The organism is Streptomyces sp. LUP30 (genome assembly GCF_001746365.1).
Lineage (GTDB): Bacteria > Actinomycetota > Actinomycetes > Streptomycetales > Streptomycetaceae > Streptomyces.
On record NZ_MJAJ01000001.1, the window covers coordinates 418269 to 436348 of the forward strand.

Consider the following 18080-nt stretch of genomic DNA (forward strand, 5'->3'; position numbering starts at 1 on the left):
CCATGACCGGACCAGCTGCCCCGAACTCGCCGCCGTCACCCCCACGTTCGGAAATTCGCCACCCTGATGCGCGACCTGGGCGGACGACTTCGACGCTCTGCCTCAGGCGGGGAACGTCATGGGTACAAGGTGCTGCGGCGGACCGCGTCACAGCAACGCGGCGATGCCCTCCCGGTTCTCCGGTAGCCCGGCCGCGCGGAACCACAACCAGTTGCCGCCGATGCTGCCCGTCGCCTCGTCGGTGTCCACGAACGCCCGCAGCAGGGCGCGTTGGGCGGGGGTGAGCGAGTGGGTCGGGTCGTAGCCACCGGAGAAGGCTCTGAACAGGATCGGCCCGCTTTCGTTGTCGACGATGGACCTGCGGCCGGTGGCCACCATGGCGATGGCCACCGGTGCCACCTCCTCGAACGACGCGGCCAGGTCGAGCGCGGAACGCAGCACGGTGAACCGGAACCACCCGTCGACCCCGTGCAGCGGCTCGGGGAACCATCCGTCTGTCGTGCCGGGGTCCCGCAACGCGTCCAGGAGCACGGCGAGCGCGCGGGGCCGATCCACTCGGACGGGACCGAGCGCGGCGCAGACCCGCACGGCCGGGTCGGAGTCGACGAGCAGGTCGGAGGTGTCCATCCCCCAAAGACTCAGCGCCCGCGCCACGGCGGCCCGCTCCCGCCGGCCCGTCATGGCGCCCAGCTGGGCCCGCAGCAGCGCAGCGGCGCGCGGTACCCGCTCGGCGAGGTCCGGGGCGGAGAGCAGCGGCATTGCGGCGCCGAGAGCGGCCTCACAGACGTGGAGGTCGGAGGAGGAGAGGTACGGCTCGACGGCGTCGTACAGGGTGGGCCGGATGTCCCGGCACGCTCGCAGTGCGGCGAGCTCGTCGGGGTCGCGCTCCCTTCGCGTGTCCTCGTGCCAGGGCCGCCACTCCCAGTTGGCTCGGTCCCGCGACGGATCCTCCCCGTGGGCAGCCGACTCGGCCACCTGCCCCAGCCAGCCCAGCAGGGCGGCCCGCAAGCTGCGCCGCGGCCCGTCGTCCCACGGGAAGTGCCCCTCGTGCTCGGCGAGGCCCACGGGATGGTCGAGGATCGCGGCGACGAACAGCGCCGCGGGCGCGGTGACCGTATACAGCGAGCCCTGATGCAGCACGCCCATGTCCAATGCGGCCAACGCCTGGGCCCGCACCTCGGCATCCTCGTCCACGAGACTGCACAGGGTGATCGGTATGTCCTCGCCGGAGCCGTAGGCGTGCCGGTGTGAAGCCCAGTCCGTCTCCCACAGCAGTTCGTGAGCCGCTGCCGGCAACCCGTTCAGGATCCGCGTCATGCGTGCGCTCTCGCCGTCCGTCATGCACGCACCCTGCCAGCACCCACTGACAACGCCCCTTCTCGGAAGCTCCCGTCCCCTACCCGAAGCCGGGTCGGCCGCGCACGGATCAGTTCTGCCTCTTCCGCCGCCACCTCGCGCCGGCCTCTCGGGCCCGGTCGTTCCAGTGGTCCCGCACCCACCCCCAGAACAGCGCCACCGGCGCTGCGACCAGGGCGACCAGTAGCGACTTGTCCCAGGCCATGCCGCCGCGCCCGTACCGGAACATCAGCACGAGCAGCGCGTAGACGCCGACGCCGAGTAAAAGAACCTTCAACGGTTTCGAGAGATACATGCCTTGCGGATACCCGGTGTTCACCGATGAACCCGGTGCACCCTGCGTGGCGCAGAGCCGCAGCAGCCGTCCTGTCCGTGGCCACGGCCCACCATCGCCTCGGCCGCCGTCCACGCCGTCACCGCCGACGAGATCTGCACTGCGCGAACAACCGATCTGAACCACTCCCGCGGAAGACTTCAGGCCGGACCGGCCCCATGCCCGGCACTTCCTCCCGCATGCCGAACCACTGCTCGGCGCCCCACTCCTCGAACCACTGAAGCGCAGATGAGAGTGCATCCGACGAGACCGTGGGCCCCGTCATCACGTCGAGACGAGGGCGACCGGTGCCCGATGGGCACGGACACCGAACGAGCGGTGGCGCTGGGGGTGACGCGGGCAAGCAGGCCCATCGGCCACCGACCCCGGGCGGGTGGGCGAGCAGCCGCCGCATGGCGGACAGGTGAGATCCGCGGCCCTGACGACACCTCAGAAAGGCAACATGCGTGCGGGGTAACGCCCTTGATCGTGATCAAACTGTGTGAGAGCGTACGCGCACACCCGACGCGCTGCGCGGTGCGCCGATCACGGTGCTCGCCGCCCGTCGTTGATGTCTTCCAGGGGGAACCACAGAGATGAAAGCCATATCGCGTCGCTTCGCGACCGTCGCCGCGGCTGCGGCTTGCATGGTCATCGCCACCGCCACATCCGCCAGCGCAGGCACGAACTCGCCCGTCTCGGATGCGAGCAACGGAGACGGCTACGCGTACTTCGTGGCCGACGGCGACAAATTCCTGATCCACGACAACAAGTGCGACGGCGGCACGGTCTGGGCTCAGCTGACCTGGTACACCTCCGGGCAGGGCTGGCACTTCCGGACGATCCACAACACCTCCGGATGCAACACCACGGACACCAAGACCCCGTGGAACATCCCCGAGGGTGCGGCCGTGTGGGTGAGGGCCTGCGGCAGCGTGAGCGAGGGATACGTCAACACCGGTGCCGGTGTTCTCAGCGCCGGACACGACTGCGACTTCACCCAGGGCGGCCAGCGCGGCACGGCCTGACGTATCGGTGAGGGCCTTCCCAGCCGGCGTGTTCACGTTCGCCGGGAAGGCCCTCACCAGCGTTCTGGCACCATGAACCTCTTCGTATGGCGGTAACGGGGCTGGGCGGCGGCCGATCCTCGCCATCGCCTGGCGTCCAAGCTCAAAGACTGACGGCCGGCACCCGTCCCCCGGCCTCGCCATAGACCGCTGACGGCCACCCCGTGGGGAAGGAGGCCGAGGGTGGGGGCCGTGGACTCCGGCTGCGTGCTCGCGGGGGCGACGGATCACACGATGGCGAGCCGGTCCACCACCAGTTGCACCCTGCGCTCGGTGTCCTCCGGAGGGAGCCGTCGCGCCCGGGTCAGGGTGGCCAGTCCGTGCAGAGCCGCCCAGAACACCTCGGTGAACAATCCCGGGTGGACACCGTCCCCGGCGACCTCGCCGAGGCTTTCCAGCAGGGCGGCGAAGGCGTCCTTCAGAGGTTCCGGGGTGTCCTCCTGTGCGTACGGGAGACCGCCGTCGAGCTGGAAGATGGCGTCGTAGACCGCCGGGTTGCGTACGGCGAAGTCGAGGTAGGCACGGGCGAGGGCGGTGACTCTGGCGCGCGGACCCTCTTCGGCGGCGGTCGCGGCACGCACCGCCGTGGCCAGTTCGGTAGCGCCCTCCAGGGCGACGGCGCCGATGATCTCGCGTTTGCCGCGGAAGTGACTGTAGAGGACGGGCTGGCTGTACTCGATGCGCTCGGCGAGCCGGCGGGTGGTGACCGCGTCCCAGCCCTGCTGCTCGGCGAGTTCGCGGGCCGTAGCCACGATGAGGCGCTCGCGGACCGCCCGTTCGCGCTCCTTGCGTTCCTGTACCGACATGGTTCGATCCTAGCACCGCTAGACAATCAAGCGGCAGTCGTACTAGCGTTGCCTCAACAGCTAGCAACGCTATATTCGAAGAGGGGGAGTCATGTTCAACGCACTCGAGGTCGTGACCACTGTGATCGTCGGCGTGATGGTGGGGGTGGAGTTCGCCGTCGCCTTCGTCATGAACCGGATCCTCAACGCACTCCCGGAGGAAAGCCGCCAGCTCGGCCATGCCCACGGGGGCCGGATGCTCGGCGCCGTGATGCCGGTCTGGTACATCGGCTCGCTCGTCCTCGTCGCGGTCTGGGGCATCGCCGGACGGCACCACGACGGCACCGGCCTTGTCGTCGCCGCCGGCGCACTGCTGCTCCTCAGCGTGGTCATGTCGATCCTGCTGCTGGTCCCCATCAACAACCGGAACAAGACGTGGACCCCCGAGAACCGGCCCGAGGACTGGCAGGAGCAGCTGCAGCGCTGGGAACGCTTCCACTACATCCGCGTCGCCGTCATCATCGCCGCCTTCACCCTGCTCGTCACCGCCCTCGCCTGAGTCCGCGGACCGGCCGTGCGCACGGCGGCGTACGCTCCCCCGCTCCCCTGCCCCCGTGCAGGGGAGCGGGCCGCTGAGCTCCCGGCATCCGGCGAGACAGCTGCCGGCGGATACGGTGGCGCCCGGTCGGCGACATGCCGGTCTTCGGCCGGATGTCGCCTGCCGGGACGAACCCGTCCTAGAGGACGGCCACCATGTCCGCGTCGCCGTACCTGAACCCGTCATTGTCGAAGTAGAAGACGGTGACCTTCACTTTGTCTCCCTTGTCGAAGTGCGAGCCGGCGGCCGCACGCAGGGTGACCAGCGCGACATGGTCGTTGTAGTCGCAGACCAGCTTGTCCTTCTTGACGGTGCCCGCAGCGATGGACTGGTCGTGAGCGCTGTGGTTGAGCGTCGTCGCGTTGGCCACGAGTTCGTGGTCCATGCCGACGTCACAGGAGTAGGTGACCTTCACCTGCAGACCTGGAGTGTGCTGCGACACCGTGTTGATGGTCAGCAGGTTCGCCTTGGCCGCTGCTGAAGGCGCGGCCGCCACGGCCCCGGCTCCGATCAGAAGAGCGGTTGCTGCGGTTCCGGCGAGGCGTCGTCGGAAAGTGGATGACGTCATCTGATGTGTTCCTTCCCCCTTGCACAGGTGCCCTCGGTCAAGATGCGGAGAATCTCCAACTAAGCGGGCAGCTGCGTCAGTTGTTCCGGTCGATCTGGATGCTACGTGAGCTTTGAGTGATTCCGGCATCAGATGGTGCGGCCCTGCTTCGTGAGGAATGCCGCATCCTGCCGGATGAACCACTCCCGGCTCGGCATCGTCAGCGACGGGCCCGTCTGCCTCAGGAGGTCGCACGCGGCCCTCCGCTTCGACGGCCGGCCGCTCGGGCTCCAGGGGGACCCGGCTCCCCTACCGGATCGGCGCCCTCTTCACCGACAGGCTCGGTGAGGACGACCGCTCCCCCGCCGACACCCGGCCCGCGATGCCCGACGACGCACGGCATTCACTGGAGCCCCTGCCCCCTCCTCGCCGGACTCCCCCACACGCCTCGGCCACACACCTCGGCCGACCTGGTCACGAGCAGCCTCATGGGTGTGCGTCCGGCCGGCGCAGCCCGGCAGTCAGCGGGCTATCGAGATCGCGAAGGGGGTGAATCCGGTGGAGCGGATGACGTGCGGTACGAACAGGATCGCGGCTTCCGTGGCGCGGGCGGTCTGGATCCCGCCGAGGTCGGTGATCCATTCCTTTTGCCAGCCGAGGTCGGTGAGCAGTTCGTGGACGGTCTGCTTGGCCTGGGGGTCCTCGCCGGAGAGGAACACGGTCGGTGTCTGGGAGAGCGTGGCCGGCGAGGTCATCACGGGGAAGAGCATGGTGTTGAGCGTCTTGACGACGCGCGTTTCGGGGAGCGATTCCTGGAGTTGCTCGGCGAGGCTCGAGCCGGGGTAGATCAGATCGGCGGGCAGTCCGTCCGGTCCGTCGGTGGTGGCGTTGGAGACGTCGACGAGGATCTTGTCCCGGAGTTCCTCGCGCAGAGCGGCGAGCCGGTCGAGCGAGCCGGCACCAGGGGTGGCGTTGATGACGATCCGGGCCGTCCGGGCGGCGTCGGCGGTGGCGCCGGGCGCGCGGTCGGCCACGGTCACTTCGTGTCCTGCCCGGGTGAGTGCTGCGGCCAGGTTGCCGCCGACACGGCCGTTTCCGAGAACTGCGATCGTGGTCATGGTGATGTTCTGGTCCTTCCGGGGGTTGTGGGGCGTGGTGCGCGGTCAGCGCGAGAGCGTGGGCGAGAGCGTGGATACGGCCCGGGCGTGGACGTCGGGCGCGGCAGCCAGGAAGCTGTGGCTTTCCGGGGTCCAGGGGCGGCCCTCGGCGTCGGAGATCCGTCCGCCGGCCTCGGTGACGAGCAGCGCTCCGGGAAGCAGGTCCGCGCGGGCGCCGGCGAACTGCCAGAAGGCGTCGATGCGGCCGGCGGCCACGTTCAGCAGATGCAGGGTCGCGGGCACGGCGACGCGGACGACGAGCGCGTCGAAGAGCATCGCGGTGATCGAGGAGCCGACGCGCCGCACGACTTCTTCGTCCTCGTCCGGCCGGGCCTGGCTGGTGGCCACGATGCTCAGGCCGAGGTCCGCGGTCCGGGAGACGTGCAGCGGCCGGCCGTCGAGGTGGGCGCCCGCGCCGGTGAGCGCGGTGTAGGTCTCCCCGGTCAACGGCAGGTGGACCACGGTGAGCACCGGCTGGTTCTCCCGCACGAGGGTGGCGGTCACCGCCCACTCCGGCAGGGCGTGCAGATGGTTGACGTTGCCTTCGGCCGGGTCCACGACCCACCACTCGCCGGCCGGCAGCGCGCCGCCGTCCAGTTCGTCCTCCACCCAGCCGGCGTCGGGGCGCAGGCGTGTGAGGCGGGGGCGCAGGATGTCGAGGGCCGTGTCGTCGTTGACGGCGAGCGCGCGCATCAGCTCTTCGCGGCTCTGGTAGCGGACCACCTCGCCGAAACGCTCGCGCAGCGCCGAACCCGCCTCACGCACAGCGGTCACGGTCTCGGCGAGCAGCTCGGCGTCGGAGAGGGCGACGTCGGTGGTCTGAAGCGTTTCGGACATGGTGGTGCTCCCGTCTGAGAAGGGGTGGCGAGGCCGGTCGAGGGCCGAACTGCCCATTGCTGCCTGCGTTTTCCTGCGCTTTCGCCTCAACGGTATGCATCCCGGCGATTAACTTCAAATGCATGTAAGGCACGGCTAGGATTACTCACATGCAATTGGATTTGAACCTGCTCGCCGCGCTCGACGCGCTGCTGGAGGAGGGCAGCGTGACCGGAGCGGCTGCCCGCCTGCATGTCACCGCCCCCGCGATGAGCCGGAGCCTGGGCCGGATTCGGCGCACGACCGGGGATCAGATCCTGGTGCGCACCGGCCGCACGATGACCCCGACGCCGTATGCGATCGCCGTCCGGGAACAGGTGCATGAGCTGCTGCATCAGGTTCAGGGGGTGCTGGCGCCGAGCCGTGAACTCGATCTGACGACGCTGGAGCGCACGTTCACCCTCCGCTGGCACGATTCCCTGGTCGCCCTGAGCGGCCCCGCGCTGCTCACCGCCGTGCGCGAACAGGCCCCGGGCGTGCGCTTGCGCTTCGTCGCGGAATCGAGCACCGACACCCCCGAACTGCGGCGCGGCGAGGTCGACCTGGAGGCGAACGCCAACCGCCCCAGCACACCGGACGTCCACGCCGAGAACGTGGGCGAGACCCGCCTCGTCATCGTCGCAAGGCAGGGGCACCCCCTCACCCGCGTCAAGACCGTCACCCCACAGCAGTACGCCGCCGCCGAGCACGTCACCGTCTCGCGACGAGGAAACCTCACGAACGGCATCGACGACGCCCTCGCCCGGCTCGGCCTCACCCGCCGCGTGGTGGCGACCGCGCCGACGGAAGCCGCCGCGCTGGAGTTCGCGCGTGACTCCGACATCCTGATCAGCGTCCCCGAAGCCACCACGCGGTCAGCGGTCGCCGACCTCGGCCTGGTCGTCCTCCCCCTCCCCCTCGAATTGCCGTCGGCGCCCATATACCTGTCGTGGCATCAGCGCTACGACACCGACCACGCCCACGCCTGGCTGCGCGGGCTGGCACGGACCGCACTGGCCATCTGAGAAGCGTCGAAGTCGGCGCCGTGCATCCGCTTCACCCATACGCCCACGGTCCACGCGACCATCACGGCGAAACAGCGACAAGGACCGGGAGGGGGCGTACAGCGGCAGCCTTTGTCGGCTCCCGGCTCCCGGCGCGTGGTGGGAGAGTTCCCGTCCAGCCCGTCACACCCGTCACACCTGTCACGCCCGTCAGGGCCGCAGGCCCTCCCGCCCGAGGGCGACTTTGGACAAGTCGGAGATGACCTGCTGGTCCCCCCGGCGCCAGGCGTCGGCGAGCCCACCCGGCGGGGCGGGAACTGCGGCGAGCTCACGCTGCGGTCCGGTGAGAGCGCGCAGCGCGAGCAGGTCGGCGCCACCGGGTTCGTCGAAGAGGCGTCGGGTGGTGGCGGCGCGGCGGATCCAGCGCAGGCGTGGGGGCAGCCACAGCGCCAGCACGAAGGCCGTCGCGAGGACGACCAGCGCCACTGCGGTCAGGGTTGCCGCGCGACCCACGGTGTCCTGCAGGGACTGTCCGGCGTCGGAGAGGCTGTTGCCCGCTTGCGCGGCGGACCGGAGCGGCTTCTTCAACGAGTCCCCGACGAAGGGCACTTTCGAGGCCGCGTCACCGGCGTCGTCGAGGCCGGCGGCGAGGCCGTCGCCCGCGCTCTGCGCCTTCTTTCCCGGCTCGGCCAGCAGGGTGATCGCGTCGTGCACGGCCAGAGCGAACTTCACCGCGGCCGCGATCAACGCGACGGCGATCAGGTCCGCGAGTACCTGACGCCTCCGACGCGTCGGGGTCTGGGCGTAAAGGCGCATGGGCGTGCTCCTGTTCCGTCGGAAGCATCGAGGTGGGCGTGGTTGAAGGCAGGTGGAGGCGGCTCAGGCGCGAGGCCTGAGCGGGCGATCGGCCGTACGTGGAACTCGACTCTTCCACTGCTACCCCCGAGGGGACGTCTTTGACGCGCAACCGCCCCGCTGCGGCGGCGCGGTGACGGCCCGGTGGAGCCCGCGGGAAACGAAAAGCCGTCACCGACGCCGCGAAGGCACACCCACCGACGCCGGCCACCGAGCCCACGCCCCGGCCTCCCACCGCTGGACCTACGACGGCGCGGCCCACTCAAAGCCGCATGCGCCCCCGAAGGATTAACGCAGCGCTGCACTAGGCGGAGGCGACGACGCCCTCAGCGCGCGTTCCGTCCGGGCGCTGCCAGGACGCGACGACCGTTCCGGGCACGTCCGCGGACACGGGAGAAGGGAGCACCCGGTGGACCGCGGGCACCACGGTTGCAAGGTCTGCGACGCGCACCCGCACGGACGGCTCCAGGGTGTCGCTCTCGCTCTGCGCCTGGGCGACGATCTCGCCGCGGAGCAGGCCGGTCAGGCATGCGACAAGCACCGGGTCGTGCACGCCGTCGTAGATCCACCGCGTCCCGAGGACGCCGTGCTCGGACGTCCCGATCAGCGCGTCGTCCACGCCGTCGAGCGGAGCCCCACGATAGGTCAGCGGCACCAGGTAGGTGCACGGCGAGTCCGCCGAGGCATCCGTGACGATCATGAACTCGATGCCGACCTCCCCGTCCGGATCGTCCAGACGGAAGCCGCCGGCCTTCGTGAGTTCGGCCTCCGGTCCTCCCTGATACCAGGGCTGGCTCGGCAACCACTCGGTGAGCAGCTCCAGCTTGGTGGGACTCATCGTGGTGTGGTGGATGACAGCCACTGCGACTCCTCAGATCAACGCTCGGGCCACGATGCTTGCACCCCGACGTCGTGTGCATGGCGGCGGGGTGCGGACGGTTCGCGGTCCTGCCGACGAGCGGCCTGTGCACGGACGAGCGGACGGTCTGGAATGCAGCGTGGCCCAGGTGGCCGAGCGCCTCGACGTGCCGGCCCGGCATCGTGGAGAGCCGCGCCTGCGGCAGCCCTTCGCGCATGGAGGGTAGCCGGGACGCGACCACGCCTCCCCCACGCCCCGATCACCTGGGCACGCTCGGCTCGTCGAGCCTGCGGATCGCCGCGGCCGTTTCGACGCCGTCGTCGTGCAGCACCTGGCGCAGGCGGGAGACGTCGACGTAGGCGGCGTCGAGGGGGTGGGTGAACAGACGTGAGAGCGCGGTGGCGTACTTGGCCATGGAACTCCTGCCCGGCATGAATATCGACAGTTCGTCCCGGGCCTCGAAGGTCTGCACCTCGACACCGCGCGGCAACGACGACGCTCCCTCGTCCACCGTGACGGGAAGCTTCACCAGCCAGTGCGGTCCCTCACCGGCAAGTGTCCGGCTCCTCTGCTCCGCGGACTCGACCGCCAGGGTCCGCCACGGCCTCCCCGACACCACGGCTCCGGACGACTCCACTGCCTTGACCACGTCGTCGACAGTCGCAGCTACAGCGGCGTCGGCAGCGGCCCAGTCGAACGGTTCGCCCCCGGCCGACGGCCTCGGCACCGGCTTGGACACCACGGTCATCCGGTCCACCCGGCGCAGGCTCACCTCGGGAGGCGACGTGAAGAACTCCCGCGCGTCGTCGATCGCCTCGTCCTGGGCCCGCCGCTGCCGCTGCACCTCCCGCGTATGCTGCCGCAGCAGGTCGAGAGCCGTCTCCGGCTCGTCGAGGGCACGGCTCACCAGCTTCACGCTCATCCCGGTGCCGCGCAGGACAGTGATCAGCATGGCCTGCTCGACCTGCGTGAACGTGTACGAGCGATAGCCGGTCCGCTCATCGACGTCCGCCGGAACGAGCAGACCCTCCGAGTGGTAGTACCTCAAGGTCTGCGGCGGCAGATTGCACATTTCGCTGAAATCACCAATCGACAACATGGCTTCATCTTCAGCGTTATGGCGGCTGCAAGGTCAAGGAGCGAAGTGCGTGCGGCACGGCACGCAGCCGGCGCCTTCCGTCGGGTGCGGACCCTCATGGCTTGTGCAGGACATCGCGAAACGGGCCAGGATGCACCAGCTCCGGGCTGGAGGAACCGGAGTGTGACCGAGGCGACCGGTTGACACCCACGGTGTCGAAATCCCGTCGAGTTCCGCACGAACGGGGCCTACTCTGCTGACATGGCTCACGCGAAGACCTCGTATGTCTGCCTGCCCTGCCGGGCCTCGTACAAGCAGCCCTACGACAAGGGCAGGGAGCGGATCTGTCCCCGCTGTACGCGACCGCTGATCCACGTGGGCTCCGCCTTCGCCCCACCCCGCCGCCGGGACACCGCGGCCTGGCGGACGCTGTCCGTTCTGCTGCACGCCGGTGTCCGCTTCCACAAGAGCTGCTGCTGCGGGCCCGGTTACCGTCCGCGCACTCTGCGGGAGGTGCGCGAGCGGATGACGTATGCCCGGCGCAGCGGTGAGCCGTTCGCGCGGTCGCTCGTACGGTACGACCTGCCCTCCGGCCCGCCCCGCGGCTGACAGGGGCCGGGGTGCATGAGGAGACAGGAGCCGGCACCGGTCGTTCGTGGGCACCCTGCCTCCCGCCCTCGATGAGCAGTGCACCCCCGGCCGGGAGGTGGGGAATCAGGTGACCGGCGCCTCGCCGGGTGTGCCACGACGATCGGGAGCGGGACGTGATCGCCGCCTCACGGGCTCCGAGGGGCGCTCAGCGGAAGGTGTCGCACCGGGCCATGTCTCCGGTGCGGTAACCGACGCCGAACCACTGCTGCCGCTGCTCGGACGAGCCGTGGGTCCAGGTGTCGGGGGTCACCCGCCCCTGGAACTCCTCCTGGATGCGGTCGTCGCCGACAGCCGCGGCCGCGTCCAGTCCGTCCTTGACGTCCGCGTCCGTGAGGCTGGTGATCAGTGGCCTGCCTGTGGATTCGTCCTTGACCGTCGTCGCGTGGTGCGCCCACACACCGGCGTAGCAGTCGGCCTGCAGTTCCGTCTTGACCGAGGCGCTGTCGGCGCCGGTCAGCCCGTTCTGGGACCTGCCCAGCGTCCCCTGGAGGTCCTGGACATGGTGCCCGTACTCGTGTGCCACCACGTAGGCTTGCGCGAAGGGCCCGCCGGTCGCTCCGAACTTCGTCCGCAGCTCGTCGAAGAAGCCGAGGTCGAGGTACACCGTCTGGTCGCCGGGGCAGTAGAAGGGCCCCACCTCAGATGTGGCGTTGCCGCACGCCGTGTTCACCTGCCGGCTGAAGAGCACCGTCGACGCCTTCGTGTAAGCGACCTGGCCGCGGGCCGACTCCTGTGTCCAGTAGTCCTGAACGCTGTTGACCACCGCCACGATGCGGCAGTCGTCCTTGGTGTTGGCGTCCTGTCCGGTGCGGCAGGCCTGTTCGACCCGGGCGAGCGAGGACGAGGCCGGCGCCGACTGGTCGCCACCGGAGGAGAGGCCCAGCTGGTCGGGGCCGATGCCGAGCACGAGTCCCACGACCAGTACGACGAGGCCGACGATTCCGCCGCCGATGGTCGCACCGCCACCGGGGATCCGACTGCCGCGCACGTCCTGCACCTCGGAGGTGTCCAGACGGGCGTTGTCGTCGAACTGCATGAGGCGCCGCCTTTGCCGTATGTCGTTGCCAGGTCGCTGCTCCTTGTACCCCGTTTGCCGTCCCCGGTGCCCTGCGAGGCGTCGCCAGTGTGCGACGCGGGGGGGCGATCCCGTCCGTCACGCCGCGCGGTCCGCCGTCCCGTCCGGCGAAGAACCCGCCTCCGCGACCGTCCCCAGAAGATCGTCCGTGCCTACCGCCGCCCACACCTCGCCCGGCCCGCGGAGCGGCCGCCCGGCACCGGCTCGGCCCGCAGAGCGGCCGTCAACCCGTACCAACGCGTTGCGCTGCCAAAATCCACCGCGTCGGCCCATCCATCCGACCCGCCCGCCGTCGCCCACAATTCGTCCATCCGGATGCGCACTTGACCGGTTCCGGCGCTCCGAGCTCGTCGTCTGGCTACTGCGCTGTGGTTTTGCGCTCCCTGCGGGACCGCCACCACGGGACCAGGCACCAGGAGGCCACCACCAGAGCGGAGGTCACCGCGGTGGTCGACCAGCCCTTGTAGGTGCCCGCGAAGCCGGTGGCATAGCGCATGACGACGGTGAACACGGCCCAAACCACCAGCCAGAGAGCCACCTTGGCCATTCGTCCCTGTCGTCGCATGGCGCGAGCATATCCACGGGCTCGAAGGGGAACGGACGAGGGCTGTGATTCGATGGGTGAACTGGCAACCCCGGCGTTCAGTCAGATGGCGCGGCAGGCTCGTTTCCGGCACCGGAGCGGTGCTCGACGGCACCAGAACGGCGCTTGCGAGTCGCGTCCCGCGGTTGGACCGTCCTCATCCCAGGCAAATGCGCCTTGCGCACCGCCCTGCCGACGACCCACGCCGACGGCACCGGCCCGTGATGCCGGGAGTCCGTGCTCAGGGCCTGGTTGTCACCCAGGACGACCACATGACCGGCAGGCACCGGTGCGCCCGGCCCCCCGCCCAGCACGCCTGCGGGCAGGGCATCGCCCGGCAGGGCCGCGACCCGCTTGATCGTCAGCCGGCCCAGCAGGGTGTGGCCCTCAGGTGCCCGACCGGTCGGCGGCATGTCGACGATCACCACGTCGCCGCGGCGCAGCCGCGCCGCCGCCACACGCCGGCCCACCACCCAGTCACCCGGCAGATAGGCCGGACTCATGCTCCGGCCGTGCACCAGCACCAGAACGACGGCCCGGCGGACCCAGGTCAGCGTCGCCCGAGCGGCGGCAAGGAGCACCACGGTCATCGCCGCCGCAGCGATGAGCCAGGTCACCGCCTCGCCTCCACGGGCGGCCCCGGGGCGTTCCCGACCGGCCCTACGGTGCTGGACCGGTAGCCCTCGGCCTGCGCCGCGAACATCCCCGCGTACAGCCCTCCGTGCGCGATCAGCTCGTCGTGCGTGCCCTGCTCGGCCACCTCACCGTCGTCGACGACCAGCAGCTCGTCCGCCTCCCGCACCGATCCCAGCCGGTGCGATATCAGTACGCTCGTGCGGCTTCCGCGGTACTCACGCAACTGACGATGGATCCTGGCCTCTGTCTCGGCGTCCAGACCGGAGCTGGGTTCGTCCAGGATCAGCAGATCCTGGCGCCCGCGCAGATATGCCCGCGCAATGGCCAGCCGCTGCCACTGGCCGCCCGACAGCGTCACACCCCGGTCGCCGTCTCCGTCCTCCTCGTCGCCCTGGAAGAAGATCCGGGACAGCAAGGTGTCGTACCCGCGCGGCAGTTCCCGGACGAAGGTGTCTGCGCCCGACCGCTGCGCCGCCTCCGTCACCCGCTCGGGCGACGCGTGGGGCAGATCGCCCAGCGCGATGTTCTCGTAGGCGCTCAGGTCGTACGTCATGTAGTCCTGGAACACCGCGCCGATCCGGCGCCGAAGCTCCGTCGGGTCCAGTTCCCGCAGGTCCACGCCGTCCCAGAGGACCGCGCCCCGCTCGGGGTCGTACATGCGGCAGAGCAGCTTCACGATCGTGCTCTTGCCCGCTCCGTTGCGTCCGACCAGTGCGAGGCAACGCCCGTGGCCGACGCGGAAACTGACGCCCCGCAGCGCCCAGGGATGTTCGGGTGAGTAGCGGAACCACACATCCCGGAACTCGATGCCCGAGGACAGCGGGGGAACCGGCGTCGGCTTCTGCGCCACCGGAAGATCCGGTGCGCCATCGACGATGGACAGGTAGTGCCGGAACATGAGCAATTGCTGATGGGACTTGGCGATGTCCCGCATGAGCCCGGAGCCCGCGGACTGGACTCCGGCCACGGACGCCATCATGAGCGATACGTCGCCCAGGGAGATCCGTCCGCCCAGCGCCGCGAGCACCGCCCAGATGACAGCCGCGCCCGCGCTGCTCGCGGTGACGAGACCTGCCAGTGTCTGAGCCGCCAGCTCCTGCCGGTCGAGCCTGGCCCGGACGGAGTTGGCCTTGACCCTCTCCCCCGTCATCCGCGCACAGAGCCGGCCGCCGATGTCGAACAGCCTTATCTCCTTGGCGGCCTGAAGGTTCGTCAGCAGTTCCCGGTAGAAGATCTCGCGTCGTTCCGTCGGGCCGATCTGCCAGTAGGCGTTCACCCGGCGCTTGGCGAGCCACATCTCCGATGCCAGCACGGGCACGACGGACACGACGACGACCGCAGGCAGCCACCAGGCCAGCAGCAGCAGCGAGCCCAGAAATCCGCCGGCCATGGCCACCGCGCGCACCACGGACAGTACGGTGGCCACCAGGACGCCGGGAGTGGCGCCGCCGTGCTGCTGCGCGAGCCGGAAGCGGTCCACGAACGCCGGGTCCTCGAACCGGGCCAGCCCCACGAGCCGGCCGGTCGCCTCGTAGAGCTGTTGCTGCGCCAGCAGGCCCACGGCCCGCTCGAACTCCTTGTTGGCGTACATGAGCAGCTGGGGCAGGCAGCCGGTGAACAGCCCCGCGGCGGCCAGGCCTGCCGCCAGGAGAACGACCTGGCCGCGTTGCGCTCCACCTCCGTGGGCGAGGAGATCCAGAAGCGACTTGGTCAGCCAGGCGGCGGCCACCGGAGTCACGGCGCTCACGAGGGTGAGCAGCGCCAGCACGCAGGTTCCCCCGCGTGAGGCACGCCAGGTCAGCCTCAGCGCCTTGAGGATTCCCTGCATTGTCGTCACGCGTCCACCAAGGACGACACGTGCCTGATCAGTGAACCCGTCGCCCGGACCACCTTGTCCGGTCCGATCACCGCGAGCGCCGGGTACACCCGTGCGGCCAGAGCCAGGGACACCGGACCGTCCAGTTCCTCGATCACCACGGTGGACACGGGTTCGGCGAGCGCCCGCTTCGCCTCGACCTGCTCGGGCGTCCCCACCATCAGGGCCAGCACCCGCTCGCGGGAGATTCCGTGCGCCCGGACGAACGAGACGAACTCCGGCAGCCGCTCGTCGCACTTGCCGCAGCCGTGCGCGAAGATGCCGACCACCGTGTGGCCGTCCGACAGGAAGGCGTCGGAGAGATGCTCGCCCTCGGTGGTGACGGTGGTGAACTCGCCCACCTGCTCGCCCACCGCCAGCATCACGTCGAGGGGACCCGGCGTCAGATCCAGTCCGCTGTAGGCGGTCCGCTCCTCGATCTCGCGCAGCCGCCGCAGGACCCCCACGGTGAGCATGATGTTCAGCACGCACAGAGCCCCGAACAGAGCCGTCAGTGCGATGACGTACGACATGGTTCTTACCCTTCTTGCCGGAGCGGCCGGAACAGCCGGGAGATGTCGTCGGTGAGCAGCGTCACGCCGGCGGCCGCGGCACCGAACACGAACGAGGTGGTCACGCCCGCGATCCCCACGGCATCCCCGCCCGCCATCAGCTCGCAGAGCAGGCCTGCCAGCGAACCGGCCAGCAGGAACGCGTTCCTGATCAGATGCGCGGGGCCCACAGGAGCGGTGGAGGCCGCGCCGAAGCAGCGGCATGCGACCTGCTCGCCGCGCCGCACACTCGCACCGATCGCCACGGAGAAGGCGCTCAGCAGTCCGGTGGCAAGGACGAATCCGGCAAGAGGCGTCATAGGCAGCGCGAGCAGGACGACGGTCAGTGCTTCTGCGGTGATCACCGACACCGCGGCAGGCCCTGCGGGAAGGCGAGGAGCCAACGCCCCTACCGAATCGGTGAATCCGCGAAATGCGTGCCGGCCTTTGACCTTGCCCGCCACGGAGAGCACGAACACGAGGGTGATGAAGGCACGACAGGAAATGAGAACATGGGCCATGGAGGGTTCACCTCTGGAAGAGAGGCGTCGCGCCCCGCTATCACCGGGGCGCGACGCTTCGTTCATGTCACGTCACTGTGCCGACAGGCGGGCACGGCTCAGCAGTTGTCCGAGTCCGTGCAGCCCGTCTGCGACACGAAGGTGCTCCCGTCGCTGCACCTCCAGTGGAGGTCTTCCTTCCAGTACCAGAAGGGGCAGTGAGGGTTGCAGACCCTCTGCTCGATCCAACAGCCATTGGCACCGGACGACGTGGCGTGCGCCGCCCGACTCGGAACGATGTGGCTCAGCAGCTTGTCGGCAACAGCGGTAAGAGTGCTCATGGTCTCTCCTCCCGTATCTGTGGACCGGCCCGGAATCCCCGGCCGGCCGGCCGGGTCCGGACGGACCCGTTCTTGTTCAAGTAACGCTAGACGCGCGGCAGTTGACGAACTATCCACAGGCGGACCGGATTCGAGCGTTTTCCGGATAGTCACGGACACCGGCCGTTTTGGACGGCACAGTGCCGTAGGTGGCCTTGTAGAGCGCAGCGAAGCGTCCGAGATGGACGAACCCCCAGCGCAGTGCCACGTCGGTGACCGTGCCGTCGCGTCGGCCCTCGGCGATCGCGAGCAGGTCCTGGTGGGCGCTGTCGAGCCTGACCCTGCGGAGGTACAGCAGCGGGGTGGTGCCGAGGTGGGCTCGGAAGGCGGCCCTCAGTGCCGGGACGCTCAGCCCCGAGGCGAGCGCCATGTCGGCAATGGACAGCGGTTCGCCGGCATGCTCATCGCAGTACGTCATCGCCCGGCGCAGTGCGCCCGGCAGTGCGGCGTGCCTGGAGGAACGCCGCAGGGATTCACTGATGCCGCTGGGTTGGCTGTCCAGCAGTCCGTGCACCAGCAACTGTTCGAAGTGACGCGTCCCGAGCGGCGAGCAGGCGAGAAGCCCGCTCTTCAACGCCTCGGCATAGGCGTGCAACGTGTCCAGCCAGGCCCGTGAGCCGGGGCGTCGGATGTCGATGGCGGGCGTGAACCGGACCGGGGCGCCCGGGGCGACGGGAATGCCTCGCAACTCGATCGCCCGGTCGAGAACCGGTCGCGGGATGCGCAGGATCATCATGTCGCTGTCGTGGGAACGGCGGATTTCCATCCGCTGTCCCGGGCTGACGACGTCCTGCGCGGTGGCCACGGGCTCTCCGTCGACGACCAGAGCGCTGCGGCCGGCCAGGGGGATGTGGATCAGATACAGGCCCTGTTGCACGACGGTGCGTATCTCGACGTCTGCCCCGTGGCCCAAGCGGTAAAGGGCCATGTCACCTTGCGAGTTGCTCACCCGGAAGCGGGCCGGCCCGGCCTCCTTCCCGAGCAGTCTCAGCCGGTGCGGGGCGAACTGGGCGGCCACGGCCTCGTGCATGCGCGCCAGGTCACGCCCTTCGTACAGGACGGTCTCCGGGACGTTCTCCACTCGTCCTCCTTGATCGGTGATGCGGAAGCAGGCCGGCATACGGCGCGGCAGGTCGGCCGGCGAAGGCCGGGTGGGTGCGGTGATGTGGGGGGGGGAGGGCTGGCTGGCCGCTGCGCAGCGACTTGCCGGAGCGTACGGAGGTGCGAGGTACGGGCAGGCTGAGACGCATCGCCCGAGGCAACTGTTCTGCGGCATTCGCGCCTCGCGGAACACCGTGGATGACGGCGGATTCGTCCGTTCCGGCTGTGGTGGTGACGACCGCGGCTGACTGCGGTGAGCGGGCCGGCGCCGGTT

Annotated in this window: 20 protein-coding genes; 4 read left to right on the forward strand and 16 right to left on the reverse strand. The window is 69.7% G+C overall.

The window, feature by feature from the left end; translation table 11 throughout:
• Positions 1-147 precede the first annotated feature (147 nt).
• Entirely contained in the window at positions 148-1341 is a 1194-nt protein-coding gene (locus tag BG482_RS01850; protein WP_256096163.1) for a hypothetical protein, read from the reverse strand.
• An 85-nt stretch (positions 1342-1426) separates the two neighbouring features.
• The gene (locus tag BG482_RS01855; RefSeq protein ID WP_256096164.1) at positions 1427-1633 is read right to left on the reverse strand and encodes a hypothetical protein; all 207 of its coding nucleotides are present in this window, start codon (positions 1631-1633) and stop codon (positions 1427-1429) included.
• Positions 1634-2265: 632 nt separating this feature from the next.
• Between BG482_RS01855 and BG482_RS01860 the strand changes: the two genes are divergently transcribed.
• Positions 2266-2697: a hypothetical protein gene (locus BG482_RS01860; RefSeq protein ID WP_141746525.1), complete on the forward strand. Its 432-nt coding sequence runs from the start codon at positions 2266-2268 to the stop codon at positions 2695-2697.
• Positions 2698-2963: 266 nt separating this feature from the next.
• Here BG482_RS01860 and BG482_RS01865 read toward each other — a convergent pair whose 3' ends face one another.
• The gene (locus tag BG482_RS01865) at positions 2964-3542 is read right to left on the reverse strand and encodes a TetR/AcrR family transcriptional regulator (RefSeq protein ID WP_069766997.1); all 579 of its coding nucleotides are present in this window, start codon (positions 3540-3542) and stop codon (positions 2964-2966) included.
• Positions 3543-3633: 91 nt separating this feature from the next.
• On the opposite strand from BG482_RS01865, the gene BG482_RS01870 reads away from it, so the two are divergent.
• The gene (locus tag BG482_RS01870) at positions 3634-4080 is read left to right on the forward strand and encodes a DUF1772 domain-containing protein (protein WP_069766998.1); all 447 of its coding nucleotides are present in this window, start codon (positions 3634-3636) and stop codon (positions 4078-4080) included.
• A gap of 178 nt (positions 4081-4258) precedes the next feature.
• On the opposite strand, the gene BG482_RS01875 is transcribed toward BG482_RS01870, so the two are convergent.
• The 3 genes from BG482_RS01875 to BG482_RS01885 form a co-directional block, all read right to left on the reverse strand.
• The gene (locus tag BG482_RS01875) at positions 4259-4687 is read right to left on the reverse strand and encodes a hypothetical protein (protein WP_069766999.1); all 429 of its coding nucleotides are present in this window, start codon (positions 4685-4687) and stop codon (positions 4259-4261) included.
• Between the two features lie 500 nt (positions 4688-5187).
• Entirely contained in the window at positions 5188-5784 is a 597-nt protein-coding gene (locus tag BG482_RS01880; protein ID WP_069767000.1) for an NADPH-dependent F420 reductase, read from the reverse strand.
• Between the two features lie 45 nt (positions 5785-5829).
• A complete protein-coding gene (locus BG482_RS01885; protein ID WP_069767001.1) occupies positions 5830-6660 on the reverse strand; it encodes a 3'(2'),5'-bisphosphate nucleotidase CysQ in 831 nt (276 codons plus the stop codon).
• 149 nt (positions 6661-6809) lie between these two features.
• Here BG482_RS01885 and BG482_RS01890 point away from each other — a divergent pair, with 149 nt between their 5' ends.
• Complete coding sequence (locus BG482_RS01890) at positions 6810-7703, forward strand: LysR family transcriptional regulator (RefSeq protein ID WP_069767002.1); 894 nt, start codon at positions 6810-6812, stop codon at positions 7701-7703.
• Positions 7704-7892: 189 nt separating this feature from the next.
• On the opposite strand, the gene BG482_RS01895 is transcribed toward BG482_RS01890, so the two are convergent.
• The 3 genes from BG482_RS01895 to BG482_RS01905 form a co-directional block, all read right to left on the reverse strand.
• Positions 7893-8498 (reverse strand): hypothetical protein, encoded by a 606-nt coding sequence (locus BG482_RS01895; protein ID WP_069767003.1) that lies wholly within the window; start codon positions 8496-8498, stop codon positions 7893-7895.
• Between the two features lie 343 nt (positions 8499-8841).
• Positions 8842-9399, reverse strand: a complete 558-nt coding sequence (locus tag BG482_RS01900; protein WP_069767004.1) for a 1,4-alpha-glucan branching protein — start codon at positions 9397-9399, stop codon at positions 8842-8844.
• Between the two features lie 256 nt (positions 9400-9655).
• Positions 9656-10495, reverse strand: coding sequence for a MerR family transcriptional regulator (locus BG482_RS01905; RefSeq protein ID WP_069767005.1), 840 nt, complete (start codon positions 10493-10495; stop codon positions 9656-9658).
• A 240-nt stretch (positions 10496-10735) separates the two neighbouring features.
• On the opposite strand from BG482_RS01905, the gene BG482_RS01910 reads away from it, so the two are divergent.
• Positions 10736-11083: a deoxyxylulose-5-phosphate synthase gene (locus tag BG482_RS01910; protein ID WP_069767006.1), complete on the forward strand. Its 348-nt coding sequence runs from the start codon at positions 10736-10738 to the stop codon at positions 11081-11083.
• A 187-nt stretch (positions 11084-11270) separates the two neighbouring features.
• On the opposite strand, the gene BG482_RS01915 is transcribed toward BG482_RS01910, so the two are convergent.
• The 7 genes from BG482_RS01915 to BG482_RS01950 all read right to left on the reverse strand — a co-directional run bounded on the left by BG482_RS01915 (position 11271) and on the right by BG482_RS01950 (position 17786).
• A complete protein-coding gene (locus BG482_RS01915; protein ID WP_069767007.1) occupies positions 11271-12161 on the reverse strand; it encodes a neutral zinc metallopeptidase in 891 nt (296 codons plus the stop codon).
• Between the two features lie 397 nt (positions 12162-12558).
• Complete coding sequence (locus tag BG482_RS01920) at positions 12559-12765, reverse strand: hypothetical protein (RefSeq protein ID WP_141746526.1); 207 nt, start codon at positions 12763-12765, stop codon at positions 12559-12561.
• A 77-nt stretch (positions 12766-12842) separates the two neighbouring features.
• Complete coding sequence (locus BG482_RS01925) at positions 12843-13400, reverse strand: S26 family signal peptidase (RefSeq protein WP_069767009.1); 558 nt, start codon at positions 13398-13400, stop codon at positions 12843-12845.
• Positions 13397-15247, reverse strand: a complete 1851-nt coding sequence (locus tag BG482_RS01930) for an ABC transporter ATP-binding protein (protein ID WP_069767010.1) — start codon at positions 15245-15247, stop codon at positions 13397-13399. Before BG482_RS01930 ends, BG482_RS01925 begins: the two co-directional genes overlap by 4 nt.
• 5 nt (positions 15248-15252) lie before the next feature.
• Positions 15253-15807, reverse strand: a complete 555-nt coding sequence (locus tag BG482_RS01935) for a hypothetical protein (RefSeq protein ID WP_069767011.1) — start codon at positions 15805-15807, stop codon at positions 15253-15255.
• A gap of 5 nt (positions 15808-15812) precedes the next feature.
• Entirely contained in the window at positions 15813-16346 is a 534-nt protein-coding gene (locus BG482_RS01940; protein WP_069767012.1) for a MauE/DoxX family redox-associated membrane protein, read from the reverse strand.
• A 429-nt stretch (positions 16347-16775) separates the two neighbouring features.
• Positions 16776-17786, reverse strand: a complete 1011-nt coding sequence (locus tag BG482_RS01950) for an AraC family transcriptional regulator (protein WP_176741282.1) — start codon at positions 17784-17786, stop codon at positions 16776-16778.
• Positions 17787-18080: the final 294 nt, after the last annotated feature.

Coding starts and splice junctions, on each gene's coding strand:
- BG482_RS01850 (WP_256096163.1), bottom strand. CDS start 1,341: ATGACGGACGGCGAGAGCGCACGCATGACGCGGATCCTGAACGGGTTG.
- BG482_RS01860 (WP_141746525.1), top strand. CDS start 2,266: ATGAAAGCCATATCGCGTCGCTTCGCGACCGTCGCCGCGGCTGCGGCT.
- BG482_RS01865 (WP_069766997.1), bottom strand. CDS start 3,542: ATGTCGGTACAGGAACGCAAGGAGCGCGAACGGGCGGTCCGCGAGCGC.
- BG482_RS01870 (WP_069766998.1), top strand. CDS start 3,634: ATGTTCAACGCACTCGAGGTCGTGACCACTGTGATCGTCGGCGTGATG.
- BG482_RS01875 (WP_069766999.1), bottom strand. CDS start 4,687: ATGACGTCATCCACTTTCCGACGACGCCTCGCCGGAACCGCAGCAACC.
- BG482_RS01880 (WP_069767000.1), bottom strand. CDS start 5,784: ATGACCACGATCGCAGTTCTCGGAAACGGCCGTGTCGGCGGCAACCTG.
- BG482_RS01885 (WP_069767001.1), bottom strand. CDS start 6,660: ATGTCCGAAACGCTTCAGACCACCGACGTCGCCCTCTCCGACGCCGAG.
- BG482_RS01890 (WP_069767002.1), top strand. CDS start 6,810: ATGCAATTGGATTTGAACCTGCTCGCCGCGCTCGACGCGCTGCTGGAG.
- BG482_RS01895 (WP_069767003.1), bottom strand. CDS start 8,498: ATGCGCCTTTACGCCCAGACCCCGACGCGTCGGAGGCGTCAGGTACTC.
- BG482_RS01905 (WP_069767005.1), bottom strand. CDS start 10,495: ATGTTGTCGATTGGTGATTTCAGCGAAATGTGCAATCTGCCGCCGCAG.
- BG482_RS01910 (WP_069767006.1), top strand. CDS start 10,736: ATGGCTCACGCGAAGACCTCGTATGTCTGCCTGCCCTGCCGGGCCTCG.
- BG482_RS01915 (WP_069767007.1), bottom strand. CDS start 12,161: ATGCAGTTCGACGACAACGCCCGTCTGGACACCTCCGAGGTGCAGGAC.
- BG482_RS01920 (WP_141746526.1), bottom strand. CDS start 12,765: ATGCGACGACAGGGACGAATGGCCAAGGTGGCTCTCTGGCTGGTGGTT.
- BG482_RS01930 (WP_069767010.1), bottom strand. CDS start 15,247: ATGCAGGGAATCCTCAAGGCGCTGAGGCTGACCTGGCGTGCCTCACGC.
- BG482_RS01935 (WP_069767011.1), bottom strand. CDS start 15,807: ATGTCGTACGTCATCGCACTGACGGCTCTGTTCGGGGCTCTGTGCGTG.
- BG482_RS01940 (WP_069767012.1), bottom strand. CDS start 16,346: ATGGCCCATGTTCTCATTTCCTGTCGTGCCTTCATCACCCTCGTGTTC.